The sequence below is a fragment of the Lactiplantibacillus daoliensis genome (assembly GCF_005405005.1).
GTDB lineage: Bacteria > Bacillota > Bacilli > Lactobacillales > Lactobacillaceae > Lactiplantibacillus > Lactiplantibacillus daoliensis.
Genome location: NZ_BJDH01000004.1, coordinates 182,235 through 202,136, shown reverse-complemented (window position 1 = coordinate 202,136; position 19,902 = coordinate 182,235). Strand labels below are relative to the sequence as shown.

17 protein-coding genes are annotated in these 19,902 nt (G+C 43.5%); 12 read left to right on the top strand and 5 right to left on the bottom strand.

Going from position 1 to position 19,902, the window contains the following annotated elements; translation table 11 throughout:
* Window positions 1-70: 70 nt before the first annotated feature.
* From dapA to FFM64_RS06760, 9 genes are all read left to right on the top strand, one after another.
* Entirely contained in the window at window positions 71-946 is an 876-nt protein-coding gene (dapA, locus tag FFM64_RS06800; RefSeq protein ID WP_137607258.1) for a 4-hydroxy-tetrahydrodipicolinate synthase, read from the top strand.
* Window positions 947-961: 15 nt separating this feature from the next.
* A complete protein-coding gene (locus FFM64_RS06795) occupies window positions 962-2,686 on the top strand; it encodes a ribonuclease J (RefSeq protein WP_137607257.1) in 1,725 nt (574 codons plus the stop codon).
* 61 nt (window positions 2,687-2,747) lie between these two features.
* Window positions 2,748-3,668, top strand: coding sequence for a hypothetical protein (locus FFM64_RS06790; RefSeq protein ID WP_137607256.1), 921 nt, complete (start codon window positions 2,748-2,750; stop codon window positions 3,666-3,668).
* Window positions 3,669-3,883: 215 nt separating this feature from the next.
* Window positions 3,884-5,071, top strand: a complete 1,188-nt coding sequence (gene tuf, locus FFM64_RS06785; protein ID WP_137607255.1) for an elongation factor Tu — start codon at window positions 3,884-3,886, stop codon at window positions 5,069-5,071.
* A gap of 202 nt (window positions 5,072-5,273) precedes the next feature.
* A complete protein-coding gene (tig, locus tag FFM64_RS06780; protein WP_137607254.1) occupies window positions 5,274-6,593 on the top strand; it encodes a trigger factor in 1,320 nt (439 codons plus the stop codon).
* Window positions 6,594-6,816: 223 nt separating this feature from the next.
* The gene (gene clpX / locus FFM64_RS06775) at window positions 6,817-8,079 is read left to right on the top strand and encodes an ATP-dependent Clp protease ATP-binding subunit ClpX (RefSeq protein WP_137607253.1); all 1,263 of its coding nucleotides are present in this window, start codon (window positions 6,817-6,819) and stop codon (window positions 8,077-8,079) included.
* Between the two features lie 163 nt (window positions 8,080-8,242).
* Window positions 8,243-8,836, top strand: a complete 594-nt coding sequence (yihA, locus tag FFM64_RS06770) for a ribosome biogenesis GTP-binding protein YihA/YsxC (protein WP_137607252.1) — start codon at window positions 8,243-8,245, stop codon at window positions 8,834-8,836.
* Between the two features lie 2 nt (window positions 8,837-8,838).
* Window positions 8,839-9,135: a nucleoside triphosphate pyrophosphohydrolase family protein gene (locus FFM64_RS06765; protein WP_137607251.1), complete on the top strand. Its 297-nt coding sequence runs from the start codon at window positions 8,839-8,841 to the stop codon at window positions 9,133-9,135.
* Window positions 9,136-9,373: 238 nt separating this feature from the next.
* Window positions 9,374-9,781, top strand: coding sequence for an iron-sulfur cluster biosynthesis family protein (locus FFM64_RS06760; protein WP_137607250.1), 408 nt, complete (start codon window positions 9,374-9,376; stop codon window positions 9,779-9,781).
* A gap of 51 nt (window positions 9,782-9,832) precedes the next feature.
* Here FFM64_RS06760 and FFM64_RS06755 read toward each other — a convergent pair whose 3' ends face one another.
* Complete coding sequence (locus FFM64_RS06755; RefSeq protein ID WP_137607249.1) at window positions 9,833-10,000, bottom strand: SPJ_0845 family protein; 168 nt, start codon at window positions 9,998-10,000, stop codon at window positions 9,833-9,835.
* Window positions 10,001-10,204: 204 nt separating this feature from the next.
* Here FFM64_RS06755 and FFM64_RS06750 point away from each other — a divergent pair, with 204 nt between their 5' ends.
* The 3 genes from FFM64_RS06750 to uvrC all read left to right on the top strand — a co-directional run bounded on the left by FFM64_RS06750 (window position 10,205) and on the right by uvrC (window position 14,346).
* Window positions 10,205-11,683: an ABC transporter substrate-binding protein/permease gene (locus FFM64_RS06750; protein WP_137607248.1), complete on the top strand. Its 1,479-nt coding sequence runs from the start codon at window positions 10,205-10,207 to the stop codon at window positions 11,681-11,683.
* A complete protein-coding gene (locus FFM64_RS06745) occupies window positions 11,676-12,416 on the top strand; it encodes an amino acid ABC transporter ATP-binding protein (protein WP_137607247.1) in 741 nt (246 codons plus the stop codon). Before FFM64_RS06750 ends, FFM64_RS06745 begins: the two co-directional genes overlap by 8 nt.
* A 115-nt stretch (window positions 12,417-12,531) precedes the next feature.
* The gene (gene uvrC, locus FFM64_RS06740) at window positions 12,532-14,346 is read left to right on the top strand and encodes an excinuclease ABC subunit UvrC (protein WP_137607246.1); all 1,815 of its coding nucleotides are present in this window, start codon (window positions 12,532-12,534) and stop codon (window positions 14,344-14,346) included.
* A gap of 80 nt (window positions 14,347-14,426) precedes the next feature.
* Here uvrC and FFM64_RS06735 read toward each other — a convergent pair whose 3' ends face one another.
* The 4 genes from FFM64_RS06735 to FFM64_RS06720 all read right to left on the bottom strand — a co-directional run bounded on the left by FFM64_RS06735 (window position 14,427) and on the right by FFM64_RS06720 (window position 19,570).
* Window positions 14,427-15,749 (bottom strand): metallophosphoesterase family protein, encoded by a 1,323-nt coding sequence (locus tag FFM64_RS06735; protein ID WP_223876917.1) that lies wholly within the window; start codon window positions 15,747-15,749, stop codon window positions 14,427-14,429.
* Between the two features lie 155 nt (window positions 15,750-15,904).
* A complete protein-coding gene (locus FFM64_RS06730; protein ID WP_137607244.1) occupies window positions 15,905-17,872 on the bottom strand; it encodes a PTS fructose transporter subunit IIABC in 1,968 nt (655 codons plus the stop codon).
* Between the two features lie 28 nt (window positions 17,873-17,900).
* Window positions 17,901-18,818, bottom strand: coding sequence for a 1-phosphofructokinase (pfkB, locus tag FFM64_RS06725; RefSeq protein WP_137607243.1), 918 nt, complete (start codon window positions 18,816-18,818; stop codon window positions 17,901-17,903).
* On the bottom strand, window positions 18,815-19,570 hold the full coding sequence (locus FFM64_RS06720) for a DeoR/GlpR family DNA-binding transcription regulator (RefSeq protein ID WP_137607242.1): 756 nt from the start codon (window positions 19,568-19,570) through the stop codon (window positions 18,815-18,817). Before FFM64_RS06720 ends, pfkB begins: the two co-directional genes overlap by 4 nt.
* Window positions 19,571-19,902: the final 332 nt, after the last annotated feature.

Below are 19,902 nucleotides of genomic sequence, written 5' to 3'. Positions count from 1 at the left end.
AAGAGAGTTATTTATTCGGCTCAAGTATGAAAATACTTGTAAAAATTTTATAAATAAGGAGTTTTAATTCATGAACTTTAACAATGTTGACTTAATGACTGCAATGGTGACACCTTTTGACGATCAACAACAAGTCGATGATGAACGCTTAAGTAGCTTGATTGAGCATTTATTGGCACATGGTACGCAAGGGTTATTGGTTGGCGGAACGACCGGTGAAGCTCCCACATTAACGGAATCTGAAAAGTTGGGCTTACTCAAAAAGGCTGCTGAAATTGTGGCTGGCCGCGTCCCAATTATCGCTGGGACTGGTTCAAATAGTACCGCAGCGACGATTGAATTTACGCAAAAGGTTAGTCAGATCAAAGGTATCGATGCGGCTTTGGTCGTTGTGCCATACTACAATAAGCCAGATCAAGCAGGGATGATCGCACATTTTACCGCGGTTGCTGATCAAGGTGGTTTGCCAGTCATTATTTATAATATTCCAGGACGGGTTATTGTTAAGATGGAAGTAGACACTGTGCTGAAACTGGCACAAAATCCCAATATTATTGGGATTAAGCAGTGTACCTCGATGGAAGAATATGGCGCAATCGTGGAAAATGCCCCGGCTGATTTCCTAGTTTATACCGGTGAAGACTCACAAAGCCTCGCTGCTAAGGAAATTGGTGGCGCGGGCGTCATTTCCGTTGCCAGCCATATTTACGGTGATGAAATGACGGCGATGTTCCAAGCCGTTGCCAAAGGTGAAATTGCTAAGGCCGCAAAATATCAGCGGGACTTAACACCTAAGATGGCCGCACTGTTTAGTGCGCCATCGCCATCACCAGTTAAAGCCGCTTTAAATCACTTAGGCCAACTCGTTGGTGAACCACGTTTACCAATCTTGCCTTTAAATGATGCACAACAAACCAAATTGTATGCCACTCTAAATATTAAATGAATCAAGGTGAAATAATTGAGTTCTAAAGTACAAATTACCCCCATTGGTGGGGTTCGTGAAAATGGTAAGAATATGTATGCAGTTGAAGTAGATGGCGACATCTATATTTTAGACTGCGGTTTGAAGTACCCGGAAAATGAATTGTTGGGGATTGACATCGTCATTCCAGATTTCAGTTATTTGCGGGAAAATGCAGATCGGATTGTCGGCGTCTTTTTGACTCACGGTCATGCAGATGCAATCGGTGCGTTACCGTACTTTTTGAATGAGTTTAACGTGCCAGTCTTTGGATCGGAATTAACGATTGAATTGGCTAAAATTCAATTACAAAAGGATCCGAAAGCTAAGAACTTTACCGATTTTCATATCGTCGATGAAAAAACCGAAATAGATTTTGGCAATGTGACGGCATCATTTTTCCGGACAACGCATTCAATTCCCGACTCAATGGGGATTGTCTTGCAAACGGATGTTGGTGAAATTGTCTACACCGGTGATTTCAAGTTTGATCCAACAGCAACTGCCGGTTACCAAACGGATTTTGCGCGGTTAGCTGAAATTGGTGCTAAGGGTGTCTTAGCCTTGTTGAGTGATTCGGCTAATTCAGAAAACTTTGATCAACCTGTCAGTGAACATGAGATTGCCTCTTATGTGTTGGAAACCTTTAAGTATCACAATGGTCGTATCATTGTGGCGTCGGTCGCATCAAACATCTTACGAATTCAGCAAGTTTTAGATGCAGCTGCTAAGTCAGGTCGTAAAGTAGCGCTAATGCCTGGTGATGTTGAAAGTATTATCAACACCGCCTTAAAACTCAAAAAACTACAGATGCCTGACGATGTGGTGGTGCCACTCAAGTCAATTGAAAAGCTAGAACCTTCACAGGTCGTTATTTTGCAGACTGGTCGCATGGGCGAACCGATTAAAGCTTTGCAACGGATGTCGAACAAGCAAGAAGGCAAGGTTAACATCGAAGCCGGTGATCTGGTCTTTATTACGACCACACCATCACATTCAATGGAAACAGTCGTTGCGAAAACCCGTGATATGATTTATCGGGCTGGAGCAGATGTGAAAGCCATTGCTGATGAAATGAATTCGTCGGGTCATGCGACGAAACGTGACCTCCAGTTGATGATGAACCTGATGAAGCCGAAATACTTCATGCCAATTCAAGGCGAATATCGCTTGTTGGAATCACATGCCGAATTTGCTAAAGAAGTGGGCATCCCAGATGATCACATCTTTATCACAGCTAAAGGGGATCAATACGTCTATGACGGCGATGAGATGCATTTAGCTGGTTCTGTTGAAATTGGTGACACCATGATTGATGGGATTGGCGTTGGTGACATCGGGAACATTGTCTTGCGCGATCGGAAGATCTTGTCAGAGGACGGTATTTTTGTGGCAGTTGTCACGATTGATCGTAAGAAGAAAAAGATTATTTCAACGCCTAAAATCACGTCTCGTGGCTTTGTTTATGTCAAAACCAGCAAGGATTTGATGCAGGAAAGTGCGGAATTAGTGAAAGAAACCGTTCAATCGAATTTGGATAACAAAGAATTCGATTGGGGTCACTTAAAGCAAGCGGTACGCGAAAAGTTGAACCATTATTTATGGGATCAAACCAAGCGTCACCCGGTTATTCTGCCAGTCATTATGGAAGTCAATCAGCATCATCGGCGCCATACTAAAAAGGCGAAGTCGGAGACGGCTACAACCGAAGATGAAGCTTAAAATTAGCTCAGATTAGTCGGGAAATCCCGACTTTTTTGTTACTTAAGAAAGGAGTCAACCTGTGCGAACAACGGAACAATTAATTGCGACTGGGCAAGCAGCCGCTGCAGCTGGTGACTGGTCGGCTGCCACAAGTGCGCTAGAAGCAGCTTATCAAAATGATCAGAATTATGAGCTGAATTTACAATTGGTGACGGCGCTGTGCCATACGCAGAATTACACGCAAGCCAGTTTACTGGCTTTAGAATATGAGACCCGCTATCTGGAATCTGATCAGACTGCGGACACTTTGATCAGTTGCTTGTGTCAAAGTCAGCAATTTATTCAGGCACGGTTGTCGGCCCAACTACGGGTCCAGTCGGCACCAGCATGGTTGAAGACTACCCAGCAGCGCATATTTGCCGCAGAACAAGACGCCGAGAGAACGATGGCACAAACCCTAACCGCGACGATGAAACAGTTCTATCACCTCTCAGAGTTGCCAGTTGCGGCACAGATTCCACGTCTTACAACCGCTAAACACTTAACCTTTGCGAAATACCTGACGGCGGCCAAATTCTTATTGGTAGATCCATTTTTGCATCAGCTTTCACGGGTTGAGGTGTTGTATACCTTGAAGGGCTTAGGCGTGACTGATGAAGTAACGTTTATTTGGCTGGATCAGACACAACTCACGCTGATTCCGGCCAAATTACCCGTGATGGGGGCCGACGCGGTGAGTGAGGCCACTCAGCAAGAATTACGGCGTCGATTGGGACAACAAGATGTGGCGTTGTATGAAAGCTTACAGGGATTGTTGTCATTACAATTAATGTATTTATATCCGGTTCCTGAAAAAATTGTGACAGATGTGCAAACTTGGATCGACTTGTTAATTGCGAGTCAAACCAGAGAACTTTCCCCAAAATTAACAGTTTCCGAGCAAAAAATGCTTGACAATCAACAAAAAATTCAAGAATTAAATCTTGAATTGGTCCAATAATTGAAAGCAATAAGGTTTTTCTTACAAAAATTCAATTTTTTGAATAATATCTGTTTACAAACCAGAGCCTACTATATATAATGTTTAAGGATTCCTAGTGATGGGTGCTCAATTTGGCCTTTTCATTAGGATGTAGTATAATATTAACTAAAGAATTGTCGGGACATTAGTTGGACTGACATTATTCTTGCGAAAATCACAGGAGGTTTCATTTAATGGCAAAAGCACATTATGAAAGAACAAAACCCCATGTAAACATTGGTACTATCGGCCACGTTGACCATGGGAAGACTACTTTGACAGCTGCAATCACAAAGGTATTATCTGAAAAGGGCTTAGCAGAAGCTCAAGATTTTGCCTCAATTGATGCCGCTCCCGAAGAACGTGAACGTGGTATTACTATCAACACCGCGCACGTTGAATACGAAACAGAAAAGCGTCACTATGCGCATATTGATGCCCCAGGACATGCTGATTACGTTAAAAACATGATCACTGGTGCCGCTCAAATGGATGGTGCCATCTTAGTTGTTGCTGCAACTGATGGTCCTATGCCACAAACGCGTGAACACATCCTCTTGGCTCGCCAAGTTGGTGTTGACTACATCGTTGTTTTCTTAAACAAGACTGATCTTGTTGATGATGACGAATTAGTTGACTTGGTCGAAATGGAAGTACGTGAATTACTTTCAGAATACGATTTCCCTGGTGACGATATTCCTGTTATCCGTGGTTCAGCTTTGAAAGCTCTCGAAGGCGACCCAGAACAAGAAAAGGTTATCTTACACTTAATGGACGTTGTCGATGAATACATCCCAACACCAGTTCGTGATACTGACAAGCCTTTCTTAATGCCTGTTGAAGATGTCTTTTCAATCACTGGTCGTGGGACTGTTGCTTCTGGTCGTATCGATCGTGGGACTGTTAAAGTCGGTGACGAAGTTGAAATCGTTGGTTTGCATGACGAACCATTGAAGTCAACTGTTACTGGTCTTGAAATGTTCCGTAAGACCCTTGACTTAGGTGAAGCCGGCGATAACGTTGGTGCTTTGTTACGTGGTGTTAACCGCGAACAAGTCGTACGTGGTCAAGTGCTTGCTAAGCCAGGTTCGATCAAGACCCATAAGAACTTTAAGGGTGAAGTTTATATCTTAACTAAAGAAGAAGGTGGCCGTCATACGCCATTCTTCTCAAACTATCGTCCTCAATTCTACTTCCATACTACCGATGTTACTGGTGTTATTGAATTACCAGATGGCGTTGAAATGGTTATGCCTGGAGACAACGTTACATTTACAGTTGAATTAATTTCCCCTGTTGCCGTTGAAAAGGGAACTAAGTTTACTGTTCGTGAAGGTGGCCATACTGTTGGTGCCGGTGTTGTTTCTGAAATTGATGACTAATCTCTAGTTGATTTTCATTGATTCATTTGAGAGACTTGGAAGATTTCTTCCAAGTCTCTTTTTTTAGAAAACTCACAATAAGACGCCAGAATAAGCGCTTTTTTGGCTGATTTTGTTTACTTTATGGTGTTGATAGGTTAAACTTAACCAGTATGCAATTGACTAGAATTGTAGAAAAACTAAATGTTTCGGAGGAATTACAATGGCTGCAAAGTGGGAAAAGAAAGAAGGCAACCAAGGCGAATTAACATTCGAAATTGGTGCTGACAAGATCAAAGAAGGAATCGACAAGGCCTTCCAAAATACAAAGAAGAACTTGAACGTCCCTGGTTTCCGTAAGGGTAAGGTTCCTCGTCAAATCTTCAATCAAATGTATGGTGAAGAAGCACTCTATCAAGATGCTTTGAACATCGTGCTCCCAGAAGCATATGAACAAGCGATTAAAGATACTGAAATTGAACCTGTTGACCAACCTAAAATCGATGTTGATAGCATGGAAAAGGGCAAGCCTTGGGTCTTAAAAGCGGTTGTTACTGTTCAACCAGAAGTTAAATTAGGCGATTACAAAGAACTTAGTGTGACCCGTCAAAATACACGTGTCTATGCTAAGGATGTTGACGCTGAATTAGAATCACGTCGCGAAAAGCAAGCTGAATTAGTCTTGAAAGAAGACGAAGCAGCTGTTAAGGGCGACACAGTTGTTATCGACTTCAAGGGCTTTGTTGATGGTAAGCCATTTGAAGGCGGCGAATCAGAAAACTATTCTCTTGAATTAGGTTCAAATTCATTCATCCCTGGTTTTGAAGACCAATTAGTTGGTGTTAAAGCTGGCGACGAAAAAGAAGTTAAAGTAACTTTCCCTAAAGATTATCAAGCAGAAGATTTGCAAGATAAGGAAGCAACTTTCCAAGTTACGGTTCATGAAGTTAAGACTAAGGAACTCCCTGAATTAGACGACGAATTTGCCAAGGATGTTGACGAAGATGTTGACACACTTGAAGAATTAAAAGCTAAGATCAAGGACGAACTTAAAGAACAAAAGGAATCTGCTGCACATGAAGCAATTGAAGACGAAGCTTTAAACCAAGCTGTTGACAATGCTGAAATCGAAGCTATTCCCGATGCCATGAAGGAAGACGATATCCATCGTCAAATGGATCAATACTTGGCTAACATGCAACAACAAGGTATCGATCCTAAGACTTACTACAAGTTGACTGGTACCACTGAAGATGACTTGCACAAGCAATTTGCTGCGGAAGCTGAACGTCGTGTTAAGACTAACTTGGTCTTAGAAGCGGTTGTTGAAGCTGAAAACATCAAACCTTCAAAAGACGAGATTGATGCTGAAGTTAAAGACTTAGCTGGTCAATATAGCATGGAAGAAAGTGCCGTTCGCGGGGCTTTGACAGACGATATGTTGTCACATGATATTGCGATTCGCCAAGCTGTCGACTTGATTGCTGATTCAGCAAAGCAAAATGCTAAAGCTGACGACAAAAAAGAAGAAAAGGAAGACTAATTCGTTAGTCGTTCTGGTTAGAGGCCTTGAGGGGAAACCCTTGAGGCCTTTAGTTTGTCCGATGTGATTGTCACAATGGTTGGTAAGTTTATAGACAAATCATTTCGGGTTTTCAAAGACACATGTTATAGTAATGGACGTAGATAACAAGGCCATAGGTGGTTTTAGGCCTGATTTTCTGTTATGATTAATCCATGTAAATACATCGATGAGGTGAGAATGAATGTTTGAAAATACCGAGACAAACGGCCCAGTTAACTGTTCATTTTGTGGGAAGTCACAAGATCAAGTTAAAAAAATTGTCGCCGGCCCCGGCGTGTATATCTGTAATGAATGTATCGATTTATGTAAAGAAATTATCGATGAAGAATTCAGTGAAGAACAATCACATGAATTGACAGATATTCCAACACCAAAGGAAATTGTTGACGAATTAGACCAATATGTTATCGGTCAAAATGAAGCTAAACGGACGCTCTCTGTGGCGGTCTACAATCACTACAAGCGTGTTAAAGCGATGGAAGATAGTGATAAGGATTCAGATGGTCCTGAATTGCAAAAGAGTAACATTAGTTTAGTTGGACCAACTGGTTCAGGGAAAACGTTCTTGGCACAAAGCTTAGCCCGTATCTTGGACGTTCCGTTTGCCATTGCTGATGCAACCACATTAACTGAAGCTGGTTATGTTGGTGAAGACGTTGAAAATATCTTATTGAAGTTATTGCAAAATGCTGACTATGACGTTGAACGTGCTGAAAAAGGCATTATCTACATTGATGAAATTGATAAGATTGCTAAGAAGAGTGAAAATGTTTCAATTACACGAGACGTTTCCGGTGAAGGGGTTCAACAAGCCCTTTTGAAGATCTTGGAAGGCACAATTGCCAACGTGCCACCGCAGGGCGGCCGGAAGCATCCACAACAAGAATTCATTCAAATTGACACGACCAACATTTTATTCATCGTTGGTGGGGCTTTTGATGGTATTGAAGAGATCGTTAAACGTCGCTTAGGCGATAAGACGATTGGCTTTGGTAACGATACTGACGGTAAAAATGCCATTTTAGACGACACCAAGAGTATCATGCAACAAGTTGTCCCAGAAGATTTGCTTCAATTTGGGTTGATTCCTGAATTTATCGGACGGTTGCCAATCTTGACGGCGCTTGAACGTTTGACGGAGGATGACTTGGTTCGCATTTTAACAGAACCAAAGAATGCTTTAGTTAAGCAATATCAACGCTTGATTGCACTTGATGGTGCTGAACTTGACTTTAATGACGACGCATTGCGGGCGATTGCTCGTGAAGCCTTGTCTCGAAACACTGGGGCTCGTGGGTTACGCTCGATTATTGAAGATACCATGCGCGACATCATGTTTGATATCCCAAGTCGTAAAGACGTTAAAAAGGTGATTATCAATAAAGCAACGGTTGAAGATCATTCAGAACCAGAATTGGTTTTAGAAGATCAAAAAGCCTCATAAAAAATTAAAATTTAATTGAGTCTAATTTCAAGACCGCGATGGGCGTTGCTTATCGCGGTCTTGACTATTGTCAAGGCTAAATTTTGGCCGTTAAACTAGACCAATCGCCGCCTGAAATTGTGTTAGAATGGGTAAAGACTATTTGGTAGAGGAGTTATTTTCGATGGAAGTGCATAACGTAGAACTGGTCATGAGTGCCGTGGCGACCAGCCAATATCCCACCACCGGTTATCCCGAAGTGGCATTGTCCGGTCGTTCGAATGTTGGTAAGTCGTCTTTGATTAATGTGTTGATCAACCGCAATAGCTATGCGCGGACGTCAAGTCAACCTGGGAAAACGCAAACGTTAAATTTTTACAAGGTTGAAGATCAGTTATATTTTGTCGACGTGCCAGGATATGGTTACGCAAAAGTTTCGAAGAAAGATCGGGAAAAGTTTGGTCAGATGATTGAAACTTATTTGACGAACCGGAGTACCTTACGTGGTGTGATTATTTTGGTTGATGCCCGCCATGCACCGACTAAAGATGATGTGACGATGTATGAGTGGATGCATTATTATAAGATGCCGTTACTCGTGGTTGCCACTAAGAGTGATAAAATTGCGCGTGGTAAGTGGAACAAGCAAGAGAGCTTGATTAAGAAAACTTTGAATTTCCAAGCCGGTGATGACTTTATTCCGTTTTCAGCGAAGACTAAGGCGGGAAAAGACGCTATTTGGGACTGGATCGAAGCACATACTGTAGGGGGCAAATAACCTTGGAATTTAATGACTATCAATCTTTAGCGAATCGGACGCTGTACGGCAATGAACAAGTGTTAACGAATTTATCGTTGGGCTTGGCCTCAGAAACTGGGCAGGTTGTCGATTTGGTTAAAAAGTATACTTTTCATGGGGAAAGTTTAAATAAAGACCAATTGACGAAACAGATGGGTGATGTGCTCTGGTACCTTTCCCAGGTAGCTGAATGGGCAGATATTCCTTTTGATGAAGTTGCCAAACAAAATATTGCCAAATTGAATCAAAAGTATCCCACTGATAAAAATGCAAAATAGGGTTGTTAACGAGTTCTAGCAGCATGCTGGGACTCGTTTTTTTGACTGTCGGCCCGCTGAATTTAGCCTAACATGTCAGTATCATCGCAGTGGCACTCGTTCGGGAACTTTCAACGGTTGAGCTTTAACTGATTTTTAGTAAGCACTTTGATTGCATTGTGTGATGGCCTGCGTTATATTAAAGAAGGTAAAAGAGTTGTACACAACTTAATTAGGCACACTGAAAGGGTGTTGAATGATGAAAATTAATATTAAAGATGATGCACAAGCGTATTTGGCTAATAAGATTCCGGCTGGTAGTCGGGTGATTTTAACCACTGACGATGGTTCTAACAAGTATTCGAGTCTCGGCGGTAGCTGTGCAATCGGTAATAAATTCCAATTAGTCATTTTGAAGGCTGCTGATCCGGCATATACGATTCCATTAGAGAATAATGCTGGTTACGAGATGGCAACCGCACCTGCTGACGAAGACTTTTTAGGTCGTGGATTAAACATTTCTCGTTGGCACAGTGGCTTAGCTCTGAAAGATGACAGTGGAATGTTGGATGGCGCACTATCTGTGGTTGACTGGCGTGACGTCAGTCCTGAGACTGAAGCAGAGTTACGTGAAAAGATGGCCACCATCGGCACTAAAATTTGTTAATTAAAACGCAAAATCACGCTTCCCAATGACTGGAAAGCGTGATTTTTTTGACTATTTTTTGGCGTCTTTGGTTTTAGGTTCGTCCGTTTTACGTTTGGCATGTTCATCAATGGTTTCTTGGATGGCTTTGGTGCTTAGCTTATCCTTATCATCGGGACCAATCGCAAATTTATCGAATAGTTTATCTAAGTTATCTTGACGTTGGACTTTTAAGCTCATGCAATCATTCCTTTCAATTCTGTCTTATCATAGCAAATTTTGGCAGATTTGTCAGTTATTCGTCTTTTATGCAATTAGAACGTCGGGAAAGCTGCATAAATGGTTAATTAATGCATAAAATAAAGAATTTTCCAAAAATACTTGCATAAATAATCATTTGCGTATATACTTTGTTCTTGTAAAAAGAAAACAAGGAGATTGCTTATGAAGAAAAAATATGGGTTGCTGCTAGCCATGATCGTTGCCTTGTTCATGTTAGTCGTACCAATGAGTACGCAACACGCACAAGCCGCGACCGATGACTCACTAGAGAAGATTCAGAAAAAAGGTGTCTTGGTCATGGGGACTTCACCTGATTATCCACCTTATGAATTCCAAGCTACGGTTAACGGTAAAAGTACCGTCGTTGGGATGGATGTCAAAATTGGGAAAAAGGTCGCTAAAGATTTAGGCGTTAAGCTGAAGATCAAGTCAATGTCCTTTGATTCCTTGCTGGTTGCGTTACAGACTGGGAAGGTCGATATGATCATTTCTGGGATGAACCCAACCCCCGCACGTCGGAAAAATGTTGATTTCACGCACACTTACTATCAAGGTGGGTATGATATCGTCATCAATAAGACCGATACTGCGAAGTACAAGAATAAAGATTCATTCAGTGGCGGGACGTTGGGCGCCCAAACTGGGACCACACAATACAACGCTGCGAAGAAACAGACTAAGAACACGAGTGTTAAAGGGATGACTTCTCAATCTGACTTAATTTTGGCCTTACAAAGCCACAAATTAGACGGGGTTGCGATGGAAAAGCCTTCTGCTGAAGCCTATGTTTCAAATAATAAGCAATTAGCCATGATTCCTTCAGACTTTAACATGAGTTCTTCCGCAACTAGTTCAGCAATTGCGTTCCGGAAAGGCTCAACGAGCCTAGTCAACAAAGTTAATGTGACTGTTGATCAGATTAAAAAAGATAAATTGGTTAAAAAAGACTATTTGCCAGCTGCTGGGAAGTATTTGAAGACGAACACCGTCAATACTTCAATGGGGCACTATTGGAAAGCCTTCTTAACCGGGATTGAATATACGTTAATTATTACCGTTTGTTCCGTTTTCTTCGGTTTCATTATCGGGATTATCTTGGCCTTAGCACGGATGGCCAAGGGTGGCGTGCTAAAAACGGCTTTACGTTGGTTAGCCACTGCCTATGTTGAATTTATTCGTGGGACCCCAATGATGGTTCAAGTCATGTTCGTCTACTTTGGTTTAGGTCTCTTCGTGAACTTACCGGCCTTAACTTCTGGGATTATTGCGATTTCCTTGAACTCTGGTGCGTATGTTGCCGAATATATTCGTGGCGGGATCAATTCTGTCGATGATGGTCAAACGGAAGCTGCTCGTAGCTTAGGAATGTCAAACGGTAAGACCATGCGTTATGTTGTTTTACCACAAGCCCTGAAAAATATCTGGCCATCACTGGGTAACGAATTTATTACTTTGATCAAGGATAGTTCAATTGTTTCGATCATCGGGGTCACTGAATTGATCTATCAAAGTAATATTGTCCGTTCTGACACTTACCGGGGGGTTGCCCCAATCGTGGTCATCATGGTCTTATACTTCATCTTGACCTTTACGGCTTCTCGGATTTTGAACTACTTCGAAAGGAAGATGCAACATGACTAAACCAGTAATCGAAGTTGAAGCTTTAGCAAAGAGCTTCGGCGACAATGAAGTGTTAAAAGATATTACCGAAAAGGTCGAACCTGGCCAAGTAATCGTTGTCATCGGACCTTCCGGTGGTGGTAAGAGTACCTTCTTACGTTGCTTGAATTTATTGGAAACCCCAACGAGCGGGAAAGTCGCTTTTGAGGGCCAAGATTTAACGACCTTGGATACTAAAAGTGTGAACTCCTTACGGGAAAAAATGGGGATGGTGTTCCAAGGCTTCAATTTATTCCCAAATATGACCGTTTTAGAGAACATTAAATTGGCACCAATGAAAGTTAAAGGGACCGACGACGCTGCGGCGACGAAACGGGCTCACGAACTACTACAACGGGTCGGCTTAGACGACCATGCAGATGCTTTCCCGACGAGTTTGTCTGGTGGGCAGGCACAGCGGGTTGCCATCGCGCGAGCGTTAGCAATGGATCCCAAAGTGATGTTATTTGATGAACCAACTTCTGCTTTGGATCCTGAAATGGTCGGCGAAGTCTTGAACGTTATGCAAGAATTGGCTAAAGAAGGCATGACGATGGTCGTGGTCACTCATGAAATGGGCTTTGCCAAGTCCGTAGGTGACCGTATCTGGTTCATGGCGGATGGCTATATTCAAGAAAACAATACGCCTGAAAACTTCTTTGCTCATCCGGAAACGGAACGGGCCAAAGATTTCTTATCTAAAATTTTGATGTAATCTCCTTGGCCGAGCGTAATTGCTCGGCCTTTTGTATGTCGTGGGCGGATTGCTTGTCGTCACTAGGGTGTTGGCGGTATACTATTAACGCTGAATTAAAGTAAGGAGGGGTTAGATGGCCTCGGCTCACATTGAACATAAACTTTCGCTATTACCAGATCTACCTGGCTGTTATTTGATGAAAAATCTCAACAGTCAGATTATTTATGTGGGGAAAGCGAAGAATCTGAAAAATCGCGTGCGGTCATACTTTAAGAGTAGCCACACCGGTAAAACGGCCCGCTTAGTCTCGGAAATCAGAGATTTTGAATTTATCGTGACCTCAACAGATAAGGAAGCTTTCCTGTTAGAAATCACATTGATTCAGAAACACCAGCCTTATTTCAATATCAAATTAAAAAAGGGCACTGGCTATCCGTACATTAAGATTACCAACGAACGTGACCCGCAAATCTTGATTGTCAGTGATGTCCGCAAAGACGGTGGCTATTATTTTGGTCCGTATCCAAACGTGTATGCTGCTCAAGAAACGGTTAACTTTATTCAAAAGGTTTATCCCTTACGTCGTTGTAATGGGTTCCAGAAACGGCCGTGCTTGTACTATCATATGGGCCAGTGTTTGGGGGCGTGTTTCAAGACAGTTCCGGTGGCAGAATATGACGCGCAGATCAAACGCATCAAGTCTTTCCTGAACGGTCACGTTGAAACGGTCAAAAAGCAATTGAATCAACGGATGACCAAAGCCGCTGCTGAGTTGGAGTTTGAACGGGCGGCTGAAATTCGTGATCAATTGACTTATATTGAAATGACCGTTGAAAAGCAAAAAATTATTTCAAATGATAATACGCCGCGGGACTTATTCAACTTTTACTTGGATAAGGGCTGGTTATCGATTCAGGTCTTCTTTATCCGCCAAGCGCGGTTGATGAAGCGTGAAAAACGGCTATTTCCAATTGTTTCTACCGCGCCCGAAGAAATGACGAGTTTTATTTTACAATTTTATAATCGTAAGAATAACGTTTTACCGCGGGAAGTCTTAGTCCCTGCGGGGATGGATAAGGCCGTTTTGAGTGATATTCTTGGAATTCCAGTGCGTACGCCGCAACGCGGGCAGAAACGTGAATTACTTGATTTAGCCGAAAAGAACGCACGCATCGTGTTGGAAGAGAAGTTCCGCTTACTTGAGATGGATGAACGTAAGACGACGGGTGCGATGAAGGAAATCACGGATGCACTGGGGTTGCCAGCCGGTCATAAGATTGAAGCGTTTGACCACTCGCATATTCAAGGCTCCGATTTGGTTTCAGCGATGGTCGTCTTTACGGACGGTCAACCGAATAAAAAACTTTATCGAAAATATAAATTGCGAACCGTTGACCACGCCGATGAAGCTGCCTCGACGCGGGAAGTTATTCGTCGTCGTTACACTCGTTTGCTGAAAGAGCATGCGGCCATGCCTGATTTGATTCTGATGGATGGTGGGGACATTCAGTTGGATGCAGCTAAGGATGTCTTAGAAAACGAATTAGGCCTATCCACGCCAGTTGCGGCAATGGTTAAGAACGATCATCATAAGACTGCGGACTTGTTGGCTTCGGCAGGCGATGCGCATCTCAATCTAGATCCTAAGAGCCAAGGCTTTTATTTGCTACAACGGATTCAAGATGAAGTTCACCGGTTTGCGATTACTTTCCATCGCCAGGTACACACCAAGCATTCGTTGAGTTCTCGCTTAGATGAAATTCCGGGTGTTGGGCCGAAAACACGCAATAAGTTGTTACGAAAGTTTGGCTCAATGCCAAAGATTGCCGGCGCACCGATTGAAGAAATTCAAAAATTGGGTGTTTCGAAAGCCGTCGCGCAAACCATTAAGTTTTCACTCGCTGGTGGTGGCGTGACGCCGAAACATTATCAAAAAGGTGCCACATAAAAAATTTGAACCAAAAAAGCGCGGTTATGACTCAAATTGTGAGTCGTAACCGCGCTTTTGACGTCTGCTGATGGTTGTCACTAACGGACAGCCCCAGACCATTGTAAATTGCCATGTAAATTTTTAGTTTTGAGAATAAATTCTTTCAGCCGAACCGAATCTGGTAACTGTTCCCAAGCGAGGACGGCCGGAGTTTGTTTTACAGGGGTGCCGCGGAACATCGCAATGTTAGCCTCGCCCATACCAGTTGCGAGAGTTTTCATCTTTTTAGTCGAGTACTGCGTTTCATCCCGGTCCTCATAGAGTGAACTGAGGGCAGCGTTGTAACCGGAGGCGTATAGCACATCGTGGTCATATTTTTGGTAAGCTTTAGCAGCTTTAACACCTTGATGTTGCTGAATATAGGCGCTGACATTTAATGATGTGGCGTGATACTGGGCTTTTCCCGTTTGTTGATCAAGGGTGAGTGTCCCGTAGTAATGTTCGCCTAAAATTAATGCGCCACTGGCAATATCAGTTAGTTCTTTGCCATTCACGGTTTTATGTTTGATACTCTGGGCATGAATGTGACCACTGAGTGTTAATTTAACGTTTGCTTTACTAAAAACATCGCGGACTTGATCGGCGTAACCAATCGTGTAACCTTGGTTGATCATCGTGTGATTCATCGTATTATGATGCAGGACTGGAATCAGGATGGCGTGTTGTTTTTTAGCTTCTCGGCCAATTTTGGCAACCCAATCCAAGGTGCCGTCTGGTAAGCCGCCACCGACTGTGGAGCTGCCTTGTTGATAGTTGCTCTTGTAAATCGCGGAGTTCAGCATTAAAAACCAAGTCTTTTTGCTGGGCTTGACGAGATAGCTTAAGGAGTTGCTGTCGTGGGCAACGGCTTCATTATAGCCAGCTTTGGCGTAAATTTGTTTAAACTGGGCTGCGTCGATTGCCTCAACCTCATGCTGCTTTTTGCCTTTAAACCCACGCGTCAGGGGATTGTTTAAATCGTGATTCCCAGGAATGACATATACGTGAATCCGATGTTGGGTCAGTCGTTGTAGCTGTCTTGCCACGTATTCATGGCTCGCTTTTTCACCATTATTAGTAATATCACCACTGACGATGACAACGTCAGGCTTGGTTGCAATGGCTTTAGCGATAAACGCTTTAAAAATGGTGGCACTGTATTTTAAATCTGCGCCGGCGTCATTTCCGGCATAGCTGTCGAAGGCTGAGCCGTTATCGTGGAGACTGGGGGCAATCACGTGGTCATCACTGATCACCATGGCCGTCAGATTACGACCTTTGACCGGTGGGAGCTTCTCAGTGGTGTTTTGATGACACCCGGTTAATAAGAGGGCACTACCAACTAATATCGTTAGCATCAGTGTCCGAAGTTGGAATTTCAAAAAATCGTCTCGTTTCAATGAATAAATTAATATTTTCATTATACCCGTATCTTTGCGGCGTTGGATAGTTTTTTGTTCAAACTTGGACCGCTATTGATCGAAAATTGGGTAAAAAAAGTTCTGACCAATCAACGGCCAGAACTTTTTGTGTTTGATTAAGCTTTTTTAGCAGGTTTCCAAAGACCTAACATGACTCCGGCAATCACAGCCCCGATGACTGTTGCGCCAACGTAACCCCAGATGTTAGTTGCAAGTAACGCAACCCATAAACCACCATGAGGAGCAGGAACAGAGACGTGCCATAATTGAGTTAAACCACCGGCAATGGCGGCACCGACTACACCTGAACCAATGACATGTAAAGGATCAGCAGTGGCAAATGGAATCGCACCTTCAGTGATGAAGGAAATCCCTAAGACCCAGTTTGAAATCCCGGCTTTACGTTCGTCATCCGTAAACTTATTTGGCCAGAAGGCAGTCGCGATGGCAGTTGCCAATGGTGGTACCATCCCACCAGCCATAACAGCGGCCATTAAGTTCCCATCGTGGGTGGCCGTAAAGGCCCCAGTAGCGAAGACGTAAGCGGCCTTGTTGAAAGGACCACCCATATCGATCGACATCATGCCACCAAGGACAAGACCTAAGATCACGGCATTACCAGTACCCATTGAGTTCAAGAAGTGAGTGATAAATTGGTTAATAACGGAGAAAATAGGGTTGATAATGAAGAACATCAAAGCGGCAACAATCAATAAGCCAACAATAGGGAAGATCAACATTGGTTTCATACCTTCGAGTGATTGTGGCAAGTGCTTGGTCCACTTCTTCATCCAAACGGTCACATAACCGGCTAAGAACCCAGCTGCAATCCCACCTAAGAATCCAGCTGGACTCTTGGCATGTGCTGAAAGGGAAGCGACATACACACCACCATAAGCACCGGTGTAAACAGTGGCCATGAAACCACCGACAAACCCAGGCATCAACGCAGGCTGATCACCAATTGATTCGGCAATATAACCAGCTAAGACCGGAACCATAAAGGCAAAGGCCATATTCCCGGCTTGGTTGAAGAAAGTAAAGGCTAAACTCTTGTCACCGGCAAATTGCTCGATAAGGAAGGAGATGGCCATTAAAATCCCACCACCGACAACGAATGGTAACATATGTGAAATCCCGTTCATTAAGTCTTTGTAGATTTCACTCCAAACACCGCCGTTACTGCTTTCATCATCGCCACTATCATTGGTACCACCGTCAGCATCGTGATAAATAGGGGCTTTACCATCTAAAACTTCAGTGATGAGTTCTTCAGATTTATTGATCCCATCGATAACAGGGCGGTTAACGAGTGGCTTGCCATCAAAGCGGGCCATCTTAACTTTTTTATCAGCGGCAATGACAACCCCTTTGGCACGGGCAATTTCATCGGCAGTTAATAAATGCTTGACCCCTTCAGAACCGTTAGTTTCGATTTTAATGTCAACATTCATGGCTTCAGCTTGTTTGATCAATGCGGCTTCAGCCATGTAGGTATGGGCAATCCCATTAGGACAAGCGGTGACCCCAACGATGTAAGGCCGTTGTTCATCAGTGGCTGCGCTTGAGGAGGCAGCTGCTTCTTTTCTAGCTTTCGCAGCAGCATCTTTAGCTTCTTTTAATTCTTTAGCTGCTTGTGCATCACCGAAAAGTTGTTGAACTTCTTCAGGTGTGGTTGCTTGTTTAAGTTTACCAACTAATTCTGGATCAATTAGTAAGCTGGAGAGAGCAGCTAGGGCTGCCAAATGGGTGTTGTTGGCACCTTCAGGAGCAGCAATCATGAAGAACAGGTGGACAGGCTGACCGTCTAAGGCGTTAAAGTCTACACCAGCTTCACTTTTAGCAAATAAAACGGTGGCGCGTTGAACGGCTTTGTCTTTGGCATGTGGCATTGCAATGCCATCGCCAATCCCAGTAGTTGATTCAGCTTCACGTTTGATGATGTCCTTTTTATAGAGGGCTTCGTCGTTGATGATGCCTTGTTCGGCATATTTATGAACTAACTCATCAATGGCTTCGTCCTTGGTCGTGGCGTGCATGTCCATGATCATGACATCTTTTAATAATAGTTCGCGGATATCCATGTGTGTGTAACAGTCCTTTCTGGAACAACTATTTAGTAACAGTTTCAATCTTGATTAATGGTAAGATCTCGTCGATTTTGGCGCGGGTGGCAATGTCTTCAGAGAAGGCAGTTGCGGAGCCACAGGCTAAACCATAACGGAAACCTTCTACGGCATCGTGAGTCTTAGCAAAAGTCCCAACAAAACCACCAATCATTGAATCACCGGCCCCAACGGAGTTGATGACATGGCCTTTGGGTGCGGGGCTGAAGTAAACTTGTTCGGGCGTGATGAGCAAGCCACCATCTCCAGCCATTGAGATGAGGACGTGTTGAGCACCCTCTGCCAGCATCCGTTGACCAGCAGCGATAATGTCTGCTTGACTGTTGAAAGTGGTGTGGTAATAATCAGCGAGTTCGTGATTATTTGGTTTGACCACCAACGGATTGCTTGGCAAAGTCTTTTTCAGTGCTTCACCGGTCGTATCAATGACGAAGTTGGCACCGGCAGCCTTGGCCTTTTGGATAATGTCGTAATAGAACGTATCGGGGAGGCTAGGTGCTAAGCTCCCGGACATGACGACCACATCATCAGCTGTCAAATGAGCCAATTCTTGATAAAATTGATCAATTTCAAGGCTCGTGATATCGGGACCAGCGCCATTCAATTCCGTTTCTTCATCCGCATGAATTTTAACATTGATGCGCGTGTCGTCGGCAATTTTTGTAAAATGACAGTCAAGACCTTTGGCTTTTAAAGCTTCACTGATAAAGGTGCCAGTAAAGCCGCCAATGAAACCAAGCGCCCGATTAGGCTGGTCGAGATCATTTAAAATCTGTGAAACATTGATACCTTTGCCACCAGGTAATTTGGCGGTGTGGGCAAGGCGGTTAACGCTGCCGAGTGTCATATGTGGTAGTTGAACCACGTAGTCGATCGACGGGTTAACAGTAATGGTGTAAATCATGGTTTGACCTCCTGGATAGTGGTTAATGGTTGGTACTGTTCGGCTAACTTTGGCATTAGTTGGTCGGTAATAATCGTCGCACTAGCGAGATCACCGACGCGTGCAAAGGAAACATGGTCGAACTTTGTATTGTCAACCAGAATGAAGGCTTCTTCACTCTGGGCGATTGCAGTTTTTTTGACGATCGCTTCGTCGGGATCGGGGGTCGTCAAGCCAAACTTCAGGTGGACGCCGTTGATACCGAGAAAGACCTTATTGAACCGGTATTCTTGTAACGATTTGACAGCTTCAGGGCCGATGACAGCTTTGGTGATGCCTTTGAGGTTACCACCAAGCAAGTAGGTCTTGATGCCCATGTCCGCTAAGGCGGAAGCATGAACGACCCCGTTCGTCACGACGCGCAAGTTGTAACTAGGATTTAAATGATGGATCATCGCGAGCGTCGAAGTTCCGGCGTCCAAATAAATGACATCATCAACCTGAATATTAGCTACTGCTTGCTGGGCAATACGGTCTTTTGCGTCCACATTGCGTGAAACTTTATCGTTCATGGCCGGTTCTTCTTGGAGCGAGTTCATATATTTAGCGCCACCATGGACGCGCAATAAGTCACCCTGTTCTTCCAATTGTTGGAGATCCCGGCGAGCCGTGGATTCAGAACAATTGGTTTCAGAACAAATGTCCTTGATTTTAATAATGCCCTTGAAACGGATCGTATTTAAAATGTATTGTTGACGTTCTTCTGTAAGCACTTTCAAATCCCTCCAAGGAATAATATACACGCTCACCTATCAAAACGCAACAAAAACATTCAAAAAACGTCAAAATAATTCAAAACCCGTCATTAGCCGGCTATTTTGCCATGAACAACCGCTGTGGAAAGGGCTAGTTAGATGCTCTGATTGCAGGTAATCTGTTAGCTTTTCGGCGGGGGATGGCCATTTTTAACTGTCAAATAGGTCAAAACAACCCCAACTTTCTGCCTTCAGTTGACTGAAATCGCTTAACCCGTCGTTAAACTGTGGTCATCAGAGATGGAACCCAAAATGTGAATCGCAGGATGAGTCATTTTGAATCTGAGCAA